The sequence below is a fragment of the Microbacterium sp. NPDC019599 genome (assembly GCF_040632175.1).
In the GTDB taxonomy this organism is placed as follows: domain Bacteria; phylum Actinomycetota; class Actinomycetes; order Actinomycetales; family Microbacteriaceae; genus Microbacterium.
In genome coordinates, this window is record NZ_JBEYBL010000005.1 from 68,677 (window position 1) to 83,609 (window position 14,933).

Here is a 14,933-nt window from a genome sequence, read left to right on the forward strand (position 1 = left end):
GCTCGCAGGTCAGGCGGTCAGGACGACTTTCCCGATGTTGCGGCGCTCTTCGAGGTAGGAATGGGCCTCACCGGCGGCCGGGAGCGGGAAGGTCCTGTCCACGTGCGGACGGACCCAGCCTTCCGTGACGCCGTCGAGGAGGAGCCGCATCCATTCGGCGATCATGTCGGGTTCGTGCCACATGTGTCCGAGGTTCACGCCGAACACCGATCGGTTTGCGCTCATCAGCGGCACGGGATGGAACACCGGCATGCCCAGCGCCGTCTTCCCGAGCCGGAGGACGCCCGGGAGCCTGGAGGCGCTCGAGCTGGAGATGCCGAACATGCCGAGCCGGCCGGTCGCCCGCAGAGCCTGGTAGCTCTTCTTCCAGTGCCTGCCGCCGAGCGGATCGATGATGAGCGAGACGCCCTTCCCTCCCGTGAGCTGGTCGATCCCGGCCGCCCAGTCGGTGGTCCGGTAATCGATGAGCTCGTGCGCGCCGCGTTCGAAGAGGAAAGGATGCTTGGCGCTGCTGGCCGTGCCGTAGATGCGGGCGCCGATATGCCTGGCGATGTCGATGGCCGCCAGGCCCACGCCGCCTCCGGCATTGTGGATCAGGACGGACTCGCCGGCTTTGAGCGAACCCATGACGACGAGCAGCTGCCACGCCGTGAGGTAGACCACGGGAAGCCCGGCGGCTTCCGCGTGCGTGAGAGCATCCGGCTTCTCGAAGACCTGTCGAGCGGGCACGCAGACGACGTCCGAGTACCCGCCGAAGCGGGTCATGGCCATGACGTCCTTGCCGATCAGAGCGGGGTCGGCATCGGCCCCCACCGCATCGACGGTCCCGGAGACTTCGTAGCCGACCACGACCGGCGGGCGAGGCGCGTCGGGGTACAGACCCTGGCGAGCCAGGATGTCGGCGAAGTTGATGCCGCTCGCGACCACGCGGATCCGCACCTCACCACGGCTCGGGCGAGGATCCGGGGTCTCCCTGAGTTCGAGCTTCTCCGGGCCGCCGTGGCCCACGATCACAACCTGGCGCATCGACCCTCCGAGCCGCTGTCGGGACGTGGGTGCTGAGGCGAGCGCTACGCGAGGGCCTTCGCCTTGAGGGCGTCGAACTCGGACTGAGTGATGGCGCCTGAATCCAGCAAAGACTTGGCCGACGCGATCTGATCGGTCGCTGACGTCGAGGAGGACTTGGCGACCGACTGGATGTACTCGGCCTGGGCTGCGTGCATCGCCCTCGCCTGCTCCAGCTGGCGTTGCTGCATCCCCCCGCCCCGCGCGATCAGGTAGACGAGGACGCCCAGCCAGGGAACGAGGATGACGAAGATCACCCAGCCCGTCTTCCCGCCGCCGCCCAGGTCGCTGCTGCGGAAGATATCGCCGAAGACCCAGAACAGGCACATGAACCAGGCGAAGAAGAGGAAGAACTCGAACAGGGCGAGAAGGAACGACCCGTTGTCATTGAACATGATGATCTCCATTCGGTTGCGCTCAGCATGCCACCGCGGAGCGGCCGCGCACGGCGATTTCCGCGGGCGCGCCGACGACTGCGTCAGCCGGTTCGGACCGCCGTGCGCCGCACCGTGATCGAGAGCGCCGCGGCGACCGCGCACAGGGCCGCGCCGCCCCACCACGCGTAGGTGTACTCCCCGAAGGTGTCCCGGATGACACCGGCGCCGAGCGCGGCTGCCGCGGCGCCGACCTGGTGCGCGGCGAAGACCCAGCCGAAGACGATGGTTCCGCGCTCGCCGAAGATCTCGCGGCAGAGCGCGGAGGTCGGCGGCACGGTCGCCACCCAGTCCAGCCCGTAGATGACGACGAACAGCACCATGCTCGGGTGCACGACGTCGGACAGCAGCCACGGCAGCAGCACGAGGCCGACGCCGCGGAAGGCGTAGTACACGACGAGCAGGATGCGCGGATCGAACTTGTCGGTCAGCCATCCGGACGCGATCGTGCCGGCGATGTCGAAGACCCCCACGACGGCGAGCAGCCCGGCGGCGGTCGTCGTCGCCATCCCATGATCGTGCGCGGAGGGGATGAAGTGGATGCCGATGAGCCCGTTCGTCGTCGCTCCGCAGATCGCGAACGCGATCACGAGCGCCCAGAACGACGGCTTCCGGGACGCGAAGCCGAGTCCTTCGATCGCCCGTCGCGCCGCGTTCCCCGTTGCGCGGGTGGGTGCCGTGTGGGTCGCCGGGTCGGCGCCGAAGGGCTGGACGCCGCGATCCTCCGGGTAGTCCCGGAGCACGAGCCACACGACGGGCACTGCCGCCAGTGCGACGGCGGCCACGAGCAGCGATGCCGCGCGCCAGCCGGCTGTCTCGGCGAGGTCGGCGACGATCGGCAGGAAGATCAGCTGCCCCGTCGCCGAACCGGCGGTGAGGATGCCCATCACGAGGCCGCGCCGCCGCACGAACCAGCGGTTGGCGATCGTCGCGGCGAACACGAGCGCCATCGAGCCGGTGCCCAGGCCGATCAGGACGCCCCAGAAGACCAGCAGCTGCCAGGACGCGGTCACCAGGACGCTGCCGCCCGCACCCAGTGCGACGAGCGTGAGCGCCGCGGCGACGACCTGCCGGACCCCGAACCGGTCCATCAGGGCTGCTGCGAACGGAGCGGTCAGCCCGTACAGCAGGAGGTTGATGCTGACGGCGAGCGACATGACGGTCGTCGACCAGCCGAACTCCTCGTGCAGCGGCACCATGAGTGCGCCCGGGGCCGCGCGGAAGCCCGCCGCGGCAAGGAGCGCGAGGAAGGCGACGGCCGCGACCCACCACGCCGGGTGGATCCGGCGCAGCCGGGTCCCGCCCGCGCCCCCGATCGTGGCCGGCCGCGGCATCCCGCCGTCCTTCGATCGACTCATGCCCGGTCCCCGCGGTCGTCGGCGTCTCGGTATGCGACGGCGTCGATCTCGATGTCGAACTCGCCGGACCAGCTCGCCACGGGCACGAAGACGCGAGTGGGCGCGTCGGCGGGGAAGTGCCGGGCGTAAACCTCGTTGATCGTCCGGTAGTGGCCGGCGTTGGCGGCATACACGCGGACATTCACGACGTCGTCGAGCGAGGCGCCGGCCGCCGCCAGGCACGCCGTGAGCGCGCGCAGGCAGGCGTCCGTCTGGGTCGCGATGTCCCCGTGGACGAGCTCGCCCGTCTCGGGATCGTAGGGCGGCAGGCCCGCGACGTAGACCGTGGGCCCCGCCGTGTTGACGAGCGTCAGGGGCACCCCGAGGCGCGCGAAGGCGTCGGAGAGGACGGGAACAGTGACGATGCGGCGCATGGTGGGTCCTCGACATCCGGAGTAGACTTTCTTGAAGAAAGTTACACGAGGCGCCGCGTCGCGCGCCACTGCGAGAGGGGCCGGGTATGCCGCTGCGATCCGATTGGTCTGCGGAGTACTGCCCCATCCGCCGCTCTCTCGACGTGCTCGGCGACCCCTGGGTGCTCCTGATCGTCCGCGACGTGCTCCACGGCCGAGGCCGGTTCGACACCCTGCGCGACAACCTCGGGATCGCGGACGCCGTCCTGAGCCGGCGGCTGGCGGCCATGGTCGAGGCCGGATTGCTCACTCGCGTCGACTACCGCGACGGCGCCCGCACGCGCCAGGGCTATGCCGCGACGGATGCCGCGGCCGAGCTTCTGCCGGTGCTCCAGCAGCTCGCGGTGTGGGGCGAGAGGCACACGACGATGCCCGAAGGCGGCGGGCACATGGCCATGATCCATGAGACGTGCGGTGAGGAGACCTCGCAGGGTCAGGTCTGCAGCGCGTGCGGCGCCGTGCTCACCCTGGAGGAGATGACCTGGGTGAAGCCGTGGAAGCACGCCCGCGATCGACTGCAGCCCGCCGGGTCGGTGCTTTGAAGCGACAGCTCGGCACTCCGCATCCGACTGCGCGTGCTCACGGAGACGTCGGCGGGACGATCTGGAAGAGTCCCGCCATGTCTCCGCGCGTGAAGCCGATGGATTCGTAGAGGGCGGCACCGGCTGCCGTCGAGAACAGCCCGACGAACGCCGGACTCGGAGCTAGCTCGCCGATCAGGACGAGCGTCCGCTCCAGCAGCGCTCGCCCGACTCCGCGCCCCTGATGCTGAGGGTCCACCGCGACATCCTGGATGTAGAAGTACTTCACTCCGTCACCCACGACCCGCGCCATCCCGATCACACGCGACTCCCACACGGCGACGACGCCGAAGGTCGACCCGGCCAGCGAGGCCGGCAGCGTGTCCCAGTCGAAGGAGTCGTACCACCCCACGGCTTCGGCCAGTTCGCGGTGTTCCGCCGCCGTGGGGATGCGGTCCTCGATCGACCAGGTCAACGTCACGTCTCGAGTCAATCACCTGGGCCGGCGATGACGGCGCCCTCGTGTGACATCCGATCGGGGCAGTGCGATGGATGCTGTCCCACCCGCGACCCTCGCACCGACGGCGACGCTCACCGATCCGTTCGCGGGTCGCCTTCCGGCTTCGCCCTGCGTCGCGCTCTCAGGGCGGCGAAAGCCCACACGAGTCCGAAGAGCACGGACCCCACGCCCCAGGCGACTTCCCCGGTGACCAGCCCCCACACGCCGAGAACGGCGAAGCCGGCCGCGAACACGAGCATGCCGACCCAGCCCACCTGGCTCCTCGGCCTGTCCTGCTCATCCATGTGGCTCTCCCCGTCGATCAGCCGTCTGCCGTGCCCGCAGACTGTGCCGTGATCCGACTGTACGGCCCGTCCGCTCCCGTCGCGCCGAACCAGCGAATCCAGCCTTGCCCGGTAGGCCATCTCCCCGCGCGCCAGTACGGCCGCCCGGCGGACTGTGTTCGCTTGAGGCGCCGGCGTCGATGGGCCGCCGCCGCGGCATCCGCTCGCTACGATCGGCGCGTGGGATTCGAAGGACTCGATCGCGATGCCGTCTCGTTCTACGCCGAGCTCCGCGCCGACAACACGAAGACGTGGTGGACGGCCAACAAGGCCCGCTACGACGCGGCCGTGCGTGGACCGTTCGAGGCGCTCGGCGCCGAACTCGAGCCCGAGTTCGGAGCGGTGAAGATCTTCCGCCCGTATCGCGACGTCCGCTTCAGCGCAGACAAGACGCCCTACAAGCTTCACATCGGCATGGTCTCGCAGGCGACCGTCGCCCATTATCTGCAGCTGAGCGAGGAGGGGCTGATGCTGGGTGGCGGTGTGTATGACGTGCCGCCCGCAGCGCTGGCACGCTTCCGCGAGGCCGTGGCCGATCCGCGCACCGCGGAAGACCTCGACGCGCTGCTCGCAGAACTGCGTGACGCCGGCTTCGAACTCATGCGCGACGACGCCCTCAAGACCGCGCCGCGCGGCTACCCCGCCGACCACCCGCGCATTGAGCTGCTTCAACTCAGACGACTCGCGGTCGGCAGACGAGAGCCCCCCGCCGACTGGATGTGGACGCCCGACGCGTACGACATCATCGCCGACGACTGGCGCACCGTCTCGACCTGGTGCGCCTGGCTCAGCGAGACGCTGGGCGCGGAACTTCTCGAGGCCGCCCAGTCATCGAGGCGCGGCCGCAGCGACCGGATGTGACGTCTCCTCTCGGCGCTGCTCCGAGGGTTCAGTCGTCGCCATAGCCGGTCGGCCGGGGGTGACGAGCTGTCCTCAGCGGTCCACGAGTCCGTGGCGGACGAACGCGTTCCACACGCCGTCCTCCGTGACGCTCGTCGTGACCTCGTCGGCGAGGGCCTGGAGAGCGGCATCCGCATTCCCCATCGCGATCCCGACGCCGCACACTTCGAACATCTCGACGTCGTTCCAGCTGTCGCCGACGCCGATCGCGGCGTCCTTCGTCAAGCCGAGGTGCGCGAGCACGTCGAGGATCGCAGAGCCCTTGGTGGTGCCGAGCATCCCGATCTCGCCGTTCGAGCCGCCGGGCAGCGGCATGCTTCCCGGCACGACGTGGAACGCGTCGCCGAGGTCGGACTGCGCGCGGGTGACGGCATCCGCGTCGTCGCTCAGGAACACGGCCTTCGCGACATCCGCGCGGTCCAGCGTGGCGATGTCGTGGAGCCGGGGCGCCGAATCGGGCTCGTGCGACGCGAAGAGACGGCGGTGCAGATCGTCGAAGATCGCCTGCACCTCGGCGTCGGCGTAGGCGCCGTCGTCGGTCTGCAGGAGGTACCGGATGCCGGCAGCTTCGAAGTAGTCGGTGAGCTTGTGCACCGCGGCGACGGGCATGGGCCGGGCGACGACGGTCTCGTCGCCGACGGTCGCGTACGCGCCGCCGTTGGACACGACCCCGTCGAATCCGATCGCGCGGACGACAGGCGGCACGTCGGCGGACGACCTGCCCGTGCTCAACAGCACGAGGTGCCCGGCGGCCCGGGCCGAGCGGATCGCGTCCACCGTGGACACAGCGACCGTTCCACGGTGGTCGAGGATCGTGCCGTCGACGTCGAGGAAGGCGATACGGCGAGGGCTCACAGCATCCATTCTCTCCTAGCGCGAGGATCCATCGGCGAGCGGTGAAGGCGGCCCACCCGAGCCTCGATCAGGCGAGCGATCGCCGATATCGTCGGGGCATGGGACCGAACGCCGTGGTTCAGGCGCGGGTGGAGGCTTCTGCAGAGCGCGGGCCCTTCTTCCACGGCACCCGCGCGAGTCTCCGTGTCGGCGATCGACTCACCGCCGGGCGCCCGTCGAACTACAAGCCCGAGGTCATCATGAACCACATCTACTTCACCGCCCTGCGCGACGGAGCAGGATTGGCGGCCGAGATCGCCGTCATGCTCGGGCCGGAAGGCGCGGAGCCGCACGTCTACGTCGTCGAGCCCACCGGAGACTTCGAAGACGACCCGAACGTCACCGACAAGAAGTTCCCCGGCAATCCCACGCGCTCCTATCGGACACGTGCGCCGATGGTGGTGGTCGAGGAGATCACGGACTGGACGCGATTGAGTCCCGAGGCCGTCGAATCGTGGCGCGGGCGACTCGCGACCCTCCTCGACAGCGACGCCGAGATCGTCAACTGAAGATCGCCCCTCCACAGGGGAGTGCGCTCCGAGCGTGGGTTCTGGAGCGCGCAGGGGTTCCGCGGGTGGTAGATGCGTCGTGCGAGTTCGCGGTGTTGGCGTAGCCGATGTCGCCGAAGAACTCAAGACGAAGACGTACTAATCAGCACATCCGCGCCCTCCTATGTGGTGAGATTCGCTGCCGAAGCGCTGGGAATCGTGTGATCCGCACCTGAGCCTGGGAGGGAGTCCGACAATGGTCATCGATCCGAACAACGCGGCCACCTGGACACTCGCGAGTCAGACCACGCGAATGGAACGCCGGTTGCTCACGGTCCTCGCGTGGCTGACCAATATCGGCCGTCGACGCCGGCCCTGAGCCTGGTGACCCCGCAGCACGCTCGCGAGCGATCCTCATCCGCGTACCGATCGGATGCTGCCCGCGGCCGTGAGCAGCGATCCCGGTGCGAGCGCTGACCGGGCGAGAGACTCTCGCTCACGACTTCATCCGGACGGCCGGCCCGTGCAGTGCGTAGACAGTCCTCGGGTGTGGGGCCACGATGGTCCCATGTCCGGGGTGCCGGTGACGCGGGTCTGGCGTGAGTAAGCCGCATGTGGTCCGGGTGACGGGCTCCTGCCCGCAAGGGGCCCGAAGCGGAGTGCCTGGCCTGTCGCGTGGATCCTGGCTCGTCGTCCCGGTCGCGCTGGCGATGGCCCTATCCGCGTGCACGCCGGACCCGCTGGATGAGAAGCGGGCGGTGAGCACCGAGCTCTTCGAGGCGGTGGTCCCGGACGACGCACCCGGATGTTCCGCGGCTGTCGCGATCGACGGGGACGTCGTGTGGGCGCAAGCGCGAGGCGTGGCGAACCTCGAGACCGGCGCGGACTGGGAGACTTCGACGCCCATCCATATCGGCTCGGTCGGGAAGCAGTTCACCGCGATGGCCGTGCTGATGCTCGCCGAGCAGGGGGCGTTGTCGCTGGAGCATTCGCCCGCCGATCACCTGGACGGGTTGCCGGCGTGGGCGGAGGATCTGACGCTGAACGACCTCATGCACCACACGTCGGGGATCGCGAACTTCCTGGCCCTGCCGGTGAGCGTCTTCGGGGAACCTCCACTGAACAACGAAGACATCCTGGAGTTCGTGCGAACGAGCCCGCACGCACACCGGGGCACGCCGGGCAGGTGGTCCTACTCGAACACGAACTACACGCTGCTCGCCGACATCGTCGCCGAGGTCACGGGGGTCCACTTCGAGGAGTGGATGCAGGAGAACGTGTTCGCCCCTCTGGAGCTGGAGGCGAGGATCGGGCCGCCGGTGCCGTCGGACCCGGTCGGCTATGACGCCCTGGGCGGCGACTTCAAGGTCGCCGAGCCGTTCGTCTGGGATGTCGTCGGACCGGGTTTCGTCACCATGACACCGTCCGAGCTCGCACGCTGGGGCGACCAGCTGCGGGTGCCGGCACTTGTGAGCGCCGAAACGCTCGACGACGCGCTGAGTGACGGCGCTCCCATCGAGGATGGGTGGAGCTATGGTCCCGGCCTCTGGGTCGCCGACGACGGGACGCTGGGGCACGAGGGCGTCGGAGCCGGCCACTACACGAACTTCGGCGTCAGCGCCGACCGGCACACCACTGCCGTCATCGCCTGCAATCAAGACGGAGTGAATCTCAGGACTCTCATGGACGAACTCGCGCCAGTGTGGATCGGCTAGCACGAACCGGCCCACGTCGGGTGGTCAATGGGCAGCCCGAATCAACTACGGCAGCGGTCGGGGACGTGCCATCGGCATGACGGCCGACATGAGCCACCGCGGCATCCGGAACATGGGCCTGTCCATCCCGAGCCCGTCGATGCCGGCCATCTCGGCCGGGGTGAGTTCGAAGTCGAACACGTCGATGTTCGCGGCGATGTGCGCGGGGTTGGTCGACTTCGGGATCGCAACGAATCCGCGCTGGACGTGCCAGCGCAGGATCACCTGCACAGCGGACTTGCCGTGAGCGGATGCCGCGGCCGCCACCGGCGGCTCGCTCAGGAGCTTCGTGGACCCGTGGCCGAGGGGGTACCAGGCCTCGGCGACGATCCCGTGCCGGCCGAGGTAGGGCAGCAGTTCGGGCTGCTGCCAATGCGGATGCAGTTCGACCTGATCCACGACAGGGGCGATCCGGGCTTTCGGGAGCAGCTTCTCGAGATCGGCCACTGTGAAGTTGCTCACGCCGATGGCACGGACCGTGCCGCCGTCGACAGCCTCCTCCATCGCCCGCCACGCGCCCGGCACGTCGCCGACGGGCTGGTGCTGCAGCAGCAGGTCGATGTGCCCGCAGTCGAGCCTGGCGAGCGACCCCGCGATGGCGGCCTTGGCCTTCTCGTAGCCGTAGTCGGAGGGCCACAGCTTCGTGGTGAGGAACACCTCGTCGCGCGGCACGCCGGACGCGCGGATGCCGCGTCCCACCGCCCGCTCGTTGCGGTACGCGAACGCCGTGTCGACGAGCCGATACCCCGCCCCAAGCGCCGACTTCACGCTCGACTCGCACACGGCGGGATCCGACACGAGGTATACACCGAGGCCGATCTGAGGCATCCGGTGTCCATTCGAGAGCGCGACATTCGTCGTCATCTCATCGTCCTTCCGCGCGGTGACGGGGCGCTGATTGGAACTCTAGATTCTGCGCGCGGCCAGCGGCACAGGCATCTCCCTTCGGCCTGGAGGGCGCTGGCGTAGCCGTGGCGGGCCCTCGTGGATACCGTGGAACGGGCGTCCAGTTTCGACGCAAGCCGCCGGCCGATGGCGCCACCACCCAGAGGGATCCGGGACTGACCGCATCCGGGGAAGGAAGTGCGCGATGGCCGACGAGAAGAAGCTGGACGAGAAGGGACTGCAGCTCCTCGGCGCAGTCGCGGCATTCGCCTCCGGCGGTCCACCAGGGATCACGGTCGGGTCGGTCATCGCGGCGGCCGCGTTCGTCGTGGAGATGGTCGATTTCATGTCGAACGACACGACGGTCCCGGACGCGCTGCGCAGACTGAAGGAATCGATCGAGAAGATCGCGGTCGTGATCGTCTCGATCGACCAGCGACTCAACGAACTTACGCACGAGCTCGCGATCGAGTCGAACCGGCAGACGCTCGCGCGGCTCAACACCGAGCTCGACAACATCAGGCTTCAGACCAATCGCATGCAGGACCAGCCCGGCAGCATCGATGTCGCCGTCGACGTCGCCAACGAGCTCGGCGTCGTGCTGGACCGCTTCCTGCGGGCCGACTTCGAACTCTGGCGCTGGGTGGATGTGGTCGAGAAGAACGGTCAGCCGGATGCCGAGATCGGCCGCTTCAAGAACGTCCCGACGCTGCCGGTCTATCTGCTGGGCGTGATGTCATGGCTCGCGGCCCGTCAGCGGGTGGTGAGGGCGGATCAGGCCCATCGGCTCGACGACGACAGACCGCGCATCCTCCGCCATCTGGTCGCGGTCTCGGTTCGGCCGGAGTTCGACAAGTACCGCGATGGCGACGCCGGCCGGCCGACCACCATCGCCGAGAACATCAAGTGGCGCATCCGCGGCACGCCGATCGCGAGCAACAAGTTCGCCGAGAACCGCAGCTGCCGCTTCTTCTACGAGTTCCGCAACTGGATGAACGGTGATCTCGCGCGCGGCGACAACTTCGACATCGTGACCGACGAAGACGGCGTCCTCTGCACCGTCGATCCCTTCTCACTGGGCATGCCCAATACCGAGATCGACTGGGAGATCCAAGCCGGCGTGGAAGTCCTGCATGAACTTGCCGAGGTTCTCCGCCGGGTCGAGGCGACCGGCTCCGTCAGCCGGCAATTCATCGGCACCTTCAGCACCGGCCAGGCCTTCCCTCCCGGAACTCTGTATGTCACCGCGCAGAACGGCGACCTGCACTGGTATCGCAACGACCAGGCGAGCCGGCCGGGCGGGTCCACGAGCTGGTCGGGCCCGAACGTGATCGGCACAGGCTTCCACGGCTTCACCACCTTCTTCAATGGTGGTGGACCCGCGATGTACGGCATCCAGCGCGACGGGACGCTGATCTGGCTGGGCTATGAGGGGCGGCATAGCGGGCTGCGCGACGCGTGGCTCGACAACGCCCAGCCGAAGCAGGTGGGCACCGGATGGGACAGCTTCAAGCTCGTCTTCTCGACGGGAGAGTTCGTCATCTACGGCATCACGCCTGACGGCAGGCTGCTGTGGTTCCGCCACCACGGAGCGAGGGTCGGCGGGGGCGACGCCGGTGACTGGTCCGGGCCGAACGAGGTGGGAACGGGCTGGGGACACTTCGTGAAGGTCTTCTCCCCGGGTGAGGGCGTCATCTACGCGATCGATGGGGACGGCACGCTGTTCCGCGCAGTGCACAAGGGCTACCTCGTCGGGACCGTGGAGTGGGAACAGGATGTGGCCCAGCAGATCGCGGTCGGCTGGAACGGGTTCTTCGACGTCGCCCCCGGCCCGGACGGCGTAATCTACGGCTTCGGCCGCGACGGGCGCCTGTTCCATACGCGGTTCGGCCCGCCGAGGCCCGATCCGTCGAGCGCGCCGCTTCCCGGCTCACTCGGGTCGCTGCTGAACCCGGGCCCAACGACGGTTTTCGGAGCCCCACCGGCCGTCGTCTGGGAGGGCCCACCCGTCGAAATAGCGCACAACATGCCCGGGTTCATTTCGGTCTGCGCCCAGCTCGACGAGACGTCCGGCGGGCCGATCGTGCACTAGAGACCGGCGCAATCAGCCCATTCGCGATCCGCTCGCGCGGACTTCAAGCTGAGCCGGCAGACACGAAGCCCGCGACAGCAGCCAGCCGTCACAAGCTGAAGGTGGCTCGACTTGTGAGACCCATCCGGGGGCGACGCTGTCGTGCCCGTGGCATGGTCGTTCAGTCGTGAAACCGAGCAACCAGCTGCCGATACACATCGGCGCTGGGCTTCTCGGTGCGCTCGAACGTCTCGCGATCGACCTCGTACAGCCCGAGCTTCGGCTCATAGCCGAAGATCCACTCGAAGTTGTCCATGAGCGTCCAGTGGCAATAGCCGATCACCGGGATGCCGTCGGCGATCGCGTGCGCGAGCCCTTCGAGCGACGGCTCGATGAAAGCGGCCCGGATGCTGTCATCCGGCGTGCTCACGCCGTGCTCCGTGACGAAGACGGGCACGCCGCTCACGGCGTGCGCGTACTCGACTGCGCCACGGAGTGACTCCGGATCGACCGGCGTGCCCATGCCGTTGAGCACCGCACCGTCGGCCGGAGGGAGAAGGCCGTCGGGACCGTAGTGGAGCCGCTCATAGTTCTGCACGCCGACGAAGTCGTCGTCGGCAGCGAGTCGAAGCCAGTAGTCGTAGACCTCGGCGCGCTTGCGGTCACGGATCCCCTCGCCGCCGGGTGCGGCGACGTCGTCGCACATCGCGAGCGACAGGCCGACCGGCAGCTCGGGGCGACGCTGCTTGACAGCATCCTTCGCCGCCCGGTGCGCTGCTGTCATGCCGGCGCGCATGCCTGCGAAGTCCTCTCGCGTCATGACGTTCCCGGCGCGGTAGCGCTCGACTCCGGCGGCCTGGGAAGCCGCGACGAGGGTCGCGCGCTCGAGCTCCGCGACGAAGGGAGGAAGGTCGGCCCACGTCAGCATCTCGGGGAGGTCGGGCTCGTTGAACGTCACGGCGTACGCGATGCGGTCGCCGAAGCGGTCCATGACGGCGCCCACGAACCGGGCGAACAGGGCGGGTGCCTCGGGGTCGAGCCATGCGCCCCGGCCGGCGAACCAATGCGGCGACGTGAAGTGACTGAACGTCACGATCGGGGCGAGGCCGCGGGCGAGGCATCCGTCCACGAGGGCCTCGTAGTGGTCCAGCGCGGCCTCGTCGAATGAGCCCTCCGCCGGCTCGATGCGGGCCCATTCCACCGAGAAGCGGTAGGCATTCAGACCGAGTCCGGCGACGATGTCGAGGTCGGACTCCCACAGCTGCCAGCCGTTCGTCGCCTTGCCGGAGCGCTCCTTGAACACCGTCGGCGTGACGTTCTCGAGGAACCACGTGTCGCTCGTGATGTTGTCGCCCTCGTTCTGGTGGCCGGCGGTGGCGACACCCCAGAGGAAGCCGTCGGGGAAGGTGGCCATGATCGTCCTTTCGTCGGCACCAGTATGCATCACTTGTTCATTGTACGAAAGCATGTTTCACTAGGAACAAGTGAAGCTCGAACGTCTCATTAGGGTGCGCCTAACGTCACCCTGAAGAGATCCGAATGGCCAAACCGCTCGGCCCGCTTCACGCTGATTGGAGGATCGGCCGCCCGTTCGCCGATTCCGTGACACCGAAGTCCGTCCATTGCACCGATCACAGGAGATCAGGATGACTCGCAGATCCCACACCCACCGCGCTGCGGCGCTCGCGGCGCTCGCGGCGCTCGCCGTCACCGCCGTCGCGCTGACCGCCTGCTCCGGCGGCGGCAGCGCAAGCCCCAGCGGCCAGGCCGACACGTCGAAGCTCGTCATCGGCCTCGACTCCGACCAGGCCGCGCTCGGCTACGACCCCGTCCGCTACAGCGCGGGCCAGCGCATGTTCTTCGAGGGCGTCTACGACTCCCTGTTCGTCATCGATCAGAACGGCCAGGTGGCCCCCGACCTCGTGACGTCGTTCGAATACAACGAGGACATGACGCAGCTGACCCTCGACCTGGACACGAGCGTCACCTTCGACGACGGCACGGCCCTGAGCGCCGACCTCGTCAAGCAGAACCTCGACTCGCGCGGCGACCCCGACCTGTCCGCGTACAACGGGTTCGCCGAAGGCGGCCAGCAGGAGATCACGGATGTCGCGGTCGTCGACGACGACACCGTCACGCTCATCTTCGCCGCGCCTCAGCCCGGCTTCGAGTCGAACCTGACTTTCCCCGCCGGCGCCATCGTCGGCCCCGCCGGCGTCGCCGACCGCGACAGCCTCGACGCGACCGCCGACGGCTCCGGACCGCTCACGATCGACTACGACGCGACCGTCAAGGGCAACTCCTACCTCCTCACGAAGAAGGAGGACCACGCCGGCGTCGACGACTTCGCGTTCGACTCGTACGAGTTCCGGCCGATCCTCGACGCTCAGGCGCGCGTCAACGCCGTCATATCGGGCGAGGTCGACCTCGCGTATGTCACGGCCGAGACGCAGGAGCAGGTCGAGTCCGCCGGCGTCGGGCTCGTCGCCAACGGCGGGGTGGTGCAGAACCTGATCCCGTTCGACAAGAACGGCTCGCTTGCGCCGCAGTGGGGAGACCCGAACGTGTGGAAGGCGCTCTCGATCGCGATCGATCGTGAGACGTTCGTCAACGCCATCCACCCCGGAGAGATCCCCACTGCCAACGCACTGCCCGCCGACAGCCCGGGCTACAGCGAGGCGCTGGAAGAGGAGTACGCGTACGATCCCGAGGCGGCCAAGGAGCTGCTCGCGGAGGCGGGCTACCCCGACGGGTTCGCGTTCGACTTCATCATCACCGCCGGCAGCCAGCGCGACCTCGAAGCGATCCAGCCCTACTGGGAGGCGATCGGCGTCGACGTGACGCTCAAGAACGCCGCGACGACGGAAGAGGCGTTCGCCGCCGTGCAGACGACGCCGATGGGCGGGCCCATCCCGCTGACCTGGACGAACCCGGCAGGGAACGTCTTCGGCGTGCTGTTCGGCTTCGCGAACTTCCACGGCGCCGAGAACCCCGACATCCAGGCGGCCGCCGGCGCGTACGGCGCCGCAGCAGGCGACCCCGACGCACAGGCCACGGCTCTCACCGACCTCAATACGGCGATCGTCCAGGACGGCTGGCTCCTGCCCCTGTTCGAGCAGCTCTCGCCCTGGGGCTACAACGAGAGCAAGGTCCAAGAGCCGACGTTCCCGGGTGCGGACTCGTTCCCGCTCCTCGCCTCGCTCCAGCCTGCGTCCTGATCCGAGCTGCGCGGTGCCGACCCCCGGGTCGGCACCGCGCACAGGAGGTG

The 14,933-nt window shown here is 68.5% G+C and carries 15 protein-coding genes; 6 read left to right on the plus strand and 9 right to left on the minus strand.

The window, feature by feature from the left end:
* Positions 1 to 9: 9 nt before the first annotated feature.
* The 4 genes from ABZ477_RS10730 to ABZ477_RS10745 form a co-directional block, all read right to left on the minus strand.
* On the minus strand, positions 10 to 1,026 hold the full coding sequence (locus ABZ477_RS10730) for a medium chain dehydrogenase/reductase family protein (RefSeq protein WP_360132154.1): 1,017 nt from the start codon (positions 1,024 to 1,026) through the stop codon (positions 10 to 12).
* A gap of 44 nt (positions 1,027 to 1,070) precedes the next feature.
* Positions 1,071 to 1,460, minus strand: a complete 390-nt coding sequence (locus ABZ477_RS10735) for an SHOCT domain-containing protein (protein WP_360132157.1) — start codon at positions 1,458 to 1,460, stop codon at positions 1,071 to 1,073.
* 83 nt (positions 1,461 to 1,543) lie between these two features.
* The gene (locus tag ABZ477_RS10740) at positions 1,544 to 2,833 is read right to left on the minus strand and encodes an MFS transporter (protein WP_360132714.1); all 1,290 of its coding nucleotides are present in this window, start codon (positions 2,831 to 2,833) and stop codon (positions 1,544 to 1,546) included.
* Between the two features lie 20 nt (positions 2,834 to 2,853).
* Positions 2,854 to 3,270, minus strand: coding sequence for a Rid family hydrolase (locus tag ABZ477_RS10745; protein ID WP_360132160.1), 417 nt, complete (start codon positions 3,268 to 3,270; stop codon positions 2,854 to 2,856).
* An 86-nt stretch (positions 3,271 to 3,356) separates the two neighbouring features.
* Here ABZ477_RS10745 and ABZ477_RS10750 point away from each other — a divergent pair, with 86 nt between their 5' ends.
* Positions 3,357 to 3,851 carry a helix-turn-helix domain-containing protein gene (locus ABZ477_RS10750; protein ID WP_360132163.1) on the plus strand — a complete coding sequence of 165 codons (495 nt, stop codon included), beginning with the start codon at positions 3,357 to 3,359 and terminating at the stop codon, positions 3,849 to 3,851.
* Between the two features lie 37 nt (positions 3,852 to 3,888).
* Here ABZ477_RS10750 and ABZ477_RS10755 read toward each other — a convergent pair whose 3' ends face one another.
* A complete protein-coding gene (locus tag ABZ477_RS10755) occupies positions 3,889 to 4,311 on the minus strand; it encodes a GNAT family N-acetyltransferase (protein WP_360132166.1) in 423 nt (140 codons plus the stop codon).
* A gap of 110 nt (positions 4,312 to 4,421) precedes the next feature.
* Positions 4,422 to 4,634, minus strand: coding sequence for a hypothetical protein (locus ABZ477_RS10760; protein ID WP_360132169.1), 213 nt, complete (start codon positions 4,632 to 4,634; stop codon positions 4,422 to 4,424).
* Positions 4,635 to 4,853: 219 nt separating this feature from the next.
* Here ABZ477_RS10760 and ABZ477_RS10765 point away from each other — a divergent pair, with 219 nt between their 5' ends.
* Positions 4,854 to 5,534 (plus strand): DUF2461 domain-containing protein, encoded by a 681-nt coding sequence (locus tag ABZ477_RS10765; protein ID WP_360132172.1) that lies wholly within the window; start codon positions 4,854 to 4,856, stop codon positions 5,532 to 5,534.
* Between the two features lie 72 nt (positions 5,535 to 5,606).
* On the opposite strand, the gene ABZ477_RS10770 is transcribed toward ABZ477_RS10765, so the two are convergent.
* Positions 5,607 to 6,437, minus strand: a complete 831-nt coding sequence (locus tag ABZ477_RS10770; protein WP_360132175.1) for an HAD family hydrolase — start codon at positions 6,435 to 6,437, stop codon at positions 5,607 to 5,609.
* Positions 6,438 to 6,526: 89 nt separating this feature from the next.
* On the opposite strand from ABZ477_RS10770, the gene arr reads away from it, so the two are divergent.
* Positions 6,527 to 6,976, plus strand: coding sequence for an NAD(+)--rifampin ADP-ribosyltransferase (gene arr, locus ABZ477_RS10775; protein ID WP_360132178.1), 450 nt, complete (start codon positions 6,527 to 6,529; stop codon positions 6,974 to 6,976).
* 737 nt (positions 6,977 to 7,713) lie between these two features.
* Positions 7,714 to 8,670, plus strand: coding sequence for a serine hydrolase domain-containing protein (locus ABZ477_RS10780; protein ID WP_360132181.1), 957 nt, complete (start codon positions 7,714 to 7,716; stop codon positions 8,668 to 8,670).
* 45 nt (positions 8,671 to 8,715) lie between these two features.
* Here the strand turns inward: ABZ477_RS10780 and ABZ477_RS10785 are convergent, their stop codons facing one another.
* On the minus strand, positions 8,716 to 9,573 hold the full coding sequence (locus tag ABZ477_RS10785) for an aldo/keto reductase (protein ID WP_360132184.1): 858 nt from the start codon (positions 9,571 to 9,573) through the stop codon (positions 8,716 to 8,718).
* A gap of 226 nt (positions 9,574 to 9,799) precedes the next feature.
* On the opposite strand from ABZ477_RS10785, the gene ABZ477_RS10790 reads away from it, so the two are divergent.
* A complete protein-coding gene (locus tag ABZ477_RS10790; protein ID WP_360132187.1) occupies positions 9,800 to 11,686 on the plus strand; it encodes a tachylectin-related carbohydrate-binding protein in 1,887 nt (628 codons plus the stop codon).
* Between the two features lie 160 nt (positions 11,687 to 11,846).
* On the opposite strand, the gene ABZ477_RS10795 is transcribed toward ABZ477_RS10790, so the two are convergent.
* Entirely contained in the window at positions 11,847 to 13,079 is a 1,233-nt protein-coding gene (locus ABZ477_RS10795; protein WP_360132190.1) for a family 1 glycosylhydrolase, read from the minus strand.
* Between the two features lie 232 nt (positions 13,080 to 13,311).
* Here ABZ477_RS10795 and ABZ477_RS10800 point away from each other — a divergent pair, with 232 nt between their 5' ends.
* Complete coding sequence (locus ABZ477_RS10800) at positions 13,312 to 14,883, plus strand: ABC transporter substrate-binding protein (protein ID WP_360132193.1); 1,572 nt, start codon at positions 13,312 to 13,314, stop codon at positions 14,881 to 14,883.
* Positions 14,884 to 14,933 lie beyond the last annotated feature (50 nt).

Coding starts and splice junctions, on each gene's coding strand:
- ABZ477_RS10750 (WP_360132163.1), top strand. CDS start 3,357: ATGCCGCTGCGATCCGATTGGTCTGCGGAGTACTGCCCCATCCGCCGC.
- ABZ477_RS10790 (WP_360132187.1), top strand. CDS start 9,800: ATGGCCGACGAGAAGAAGCTGGACGAGAAGGGACTGCAGCTCCTCGGC.
- ABZ477_RS10745 (WP_360132160.1), bottom strand. CDS start 3,270: ATGCGCCGCATCGTCACTGTTCCCGTCCTCTCCGACGCCTTCGCGCGC.
- arr (WP_360132178.1), top strand. CDS start 6,527: ATGGGACCGAACGCCGTGGTTCAGGCGCGGGTGGAGGCTTCTGCAGAG.
- ABZ477_RS10740 (WP_360132714.1), bottom strand. CDS start 2,833: ATGCCGCGGCCGGCCACGATCGGGGGCGCGGGCGGGACCCGGCTGCGC.
- ABZ477_RS10735 (WP_360132157.1), bottom strand. CDS start 1,460: ATGTTCAATGACAACGGGTCGTTCCTTCTCGCCCTGTTCGAGTTCTTC.
- ABZ477_RS10770 (WP_360132175.1), bottom strand. CDS start 6,437: ATGGATGCTGTGAGCCCTCGCCGTATCGCCTTCCTCGACGTCGACGGC.
- ABZ477_RS10800 (WP_360132193.1), top strand. CDS start 13,312: ATGACTCGCAGATCCCACACCCACCGCGCTGCGGCGCTCGCGGCGCTC.
- ABZ477_RS10785 (WP_360132184.1), bottom strand. CDS start 9,573: ATGACGACGAATGTCGCGCTCTCGAATGGACACCGGATGCCTCAGATC.
- ABZ477_RS10730 (WP_360132154.1), bottom strand. CDS start 1,026: ATGCGCCAGGTTGTGATCGTGGGCCACGGCGGCCCGGAGAAGCTCGAA.
- ABZ477_RS10795 (WP_360132190.1), bottom strand. CDS start 13,079: ATGGCCACCTTCCCCGACGGCTTCCTCTGGGGTGTCGCCACCGCCGGC.
- ABZ477_RS10760 (WP_360132169.1), bottom strand. CDS start 4,634: ATGGATGAGCAGGACAGGCCGAGGAGCCAGGTGGGCTGGGTCGGCATG.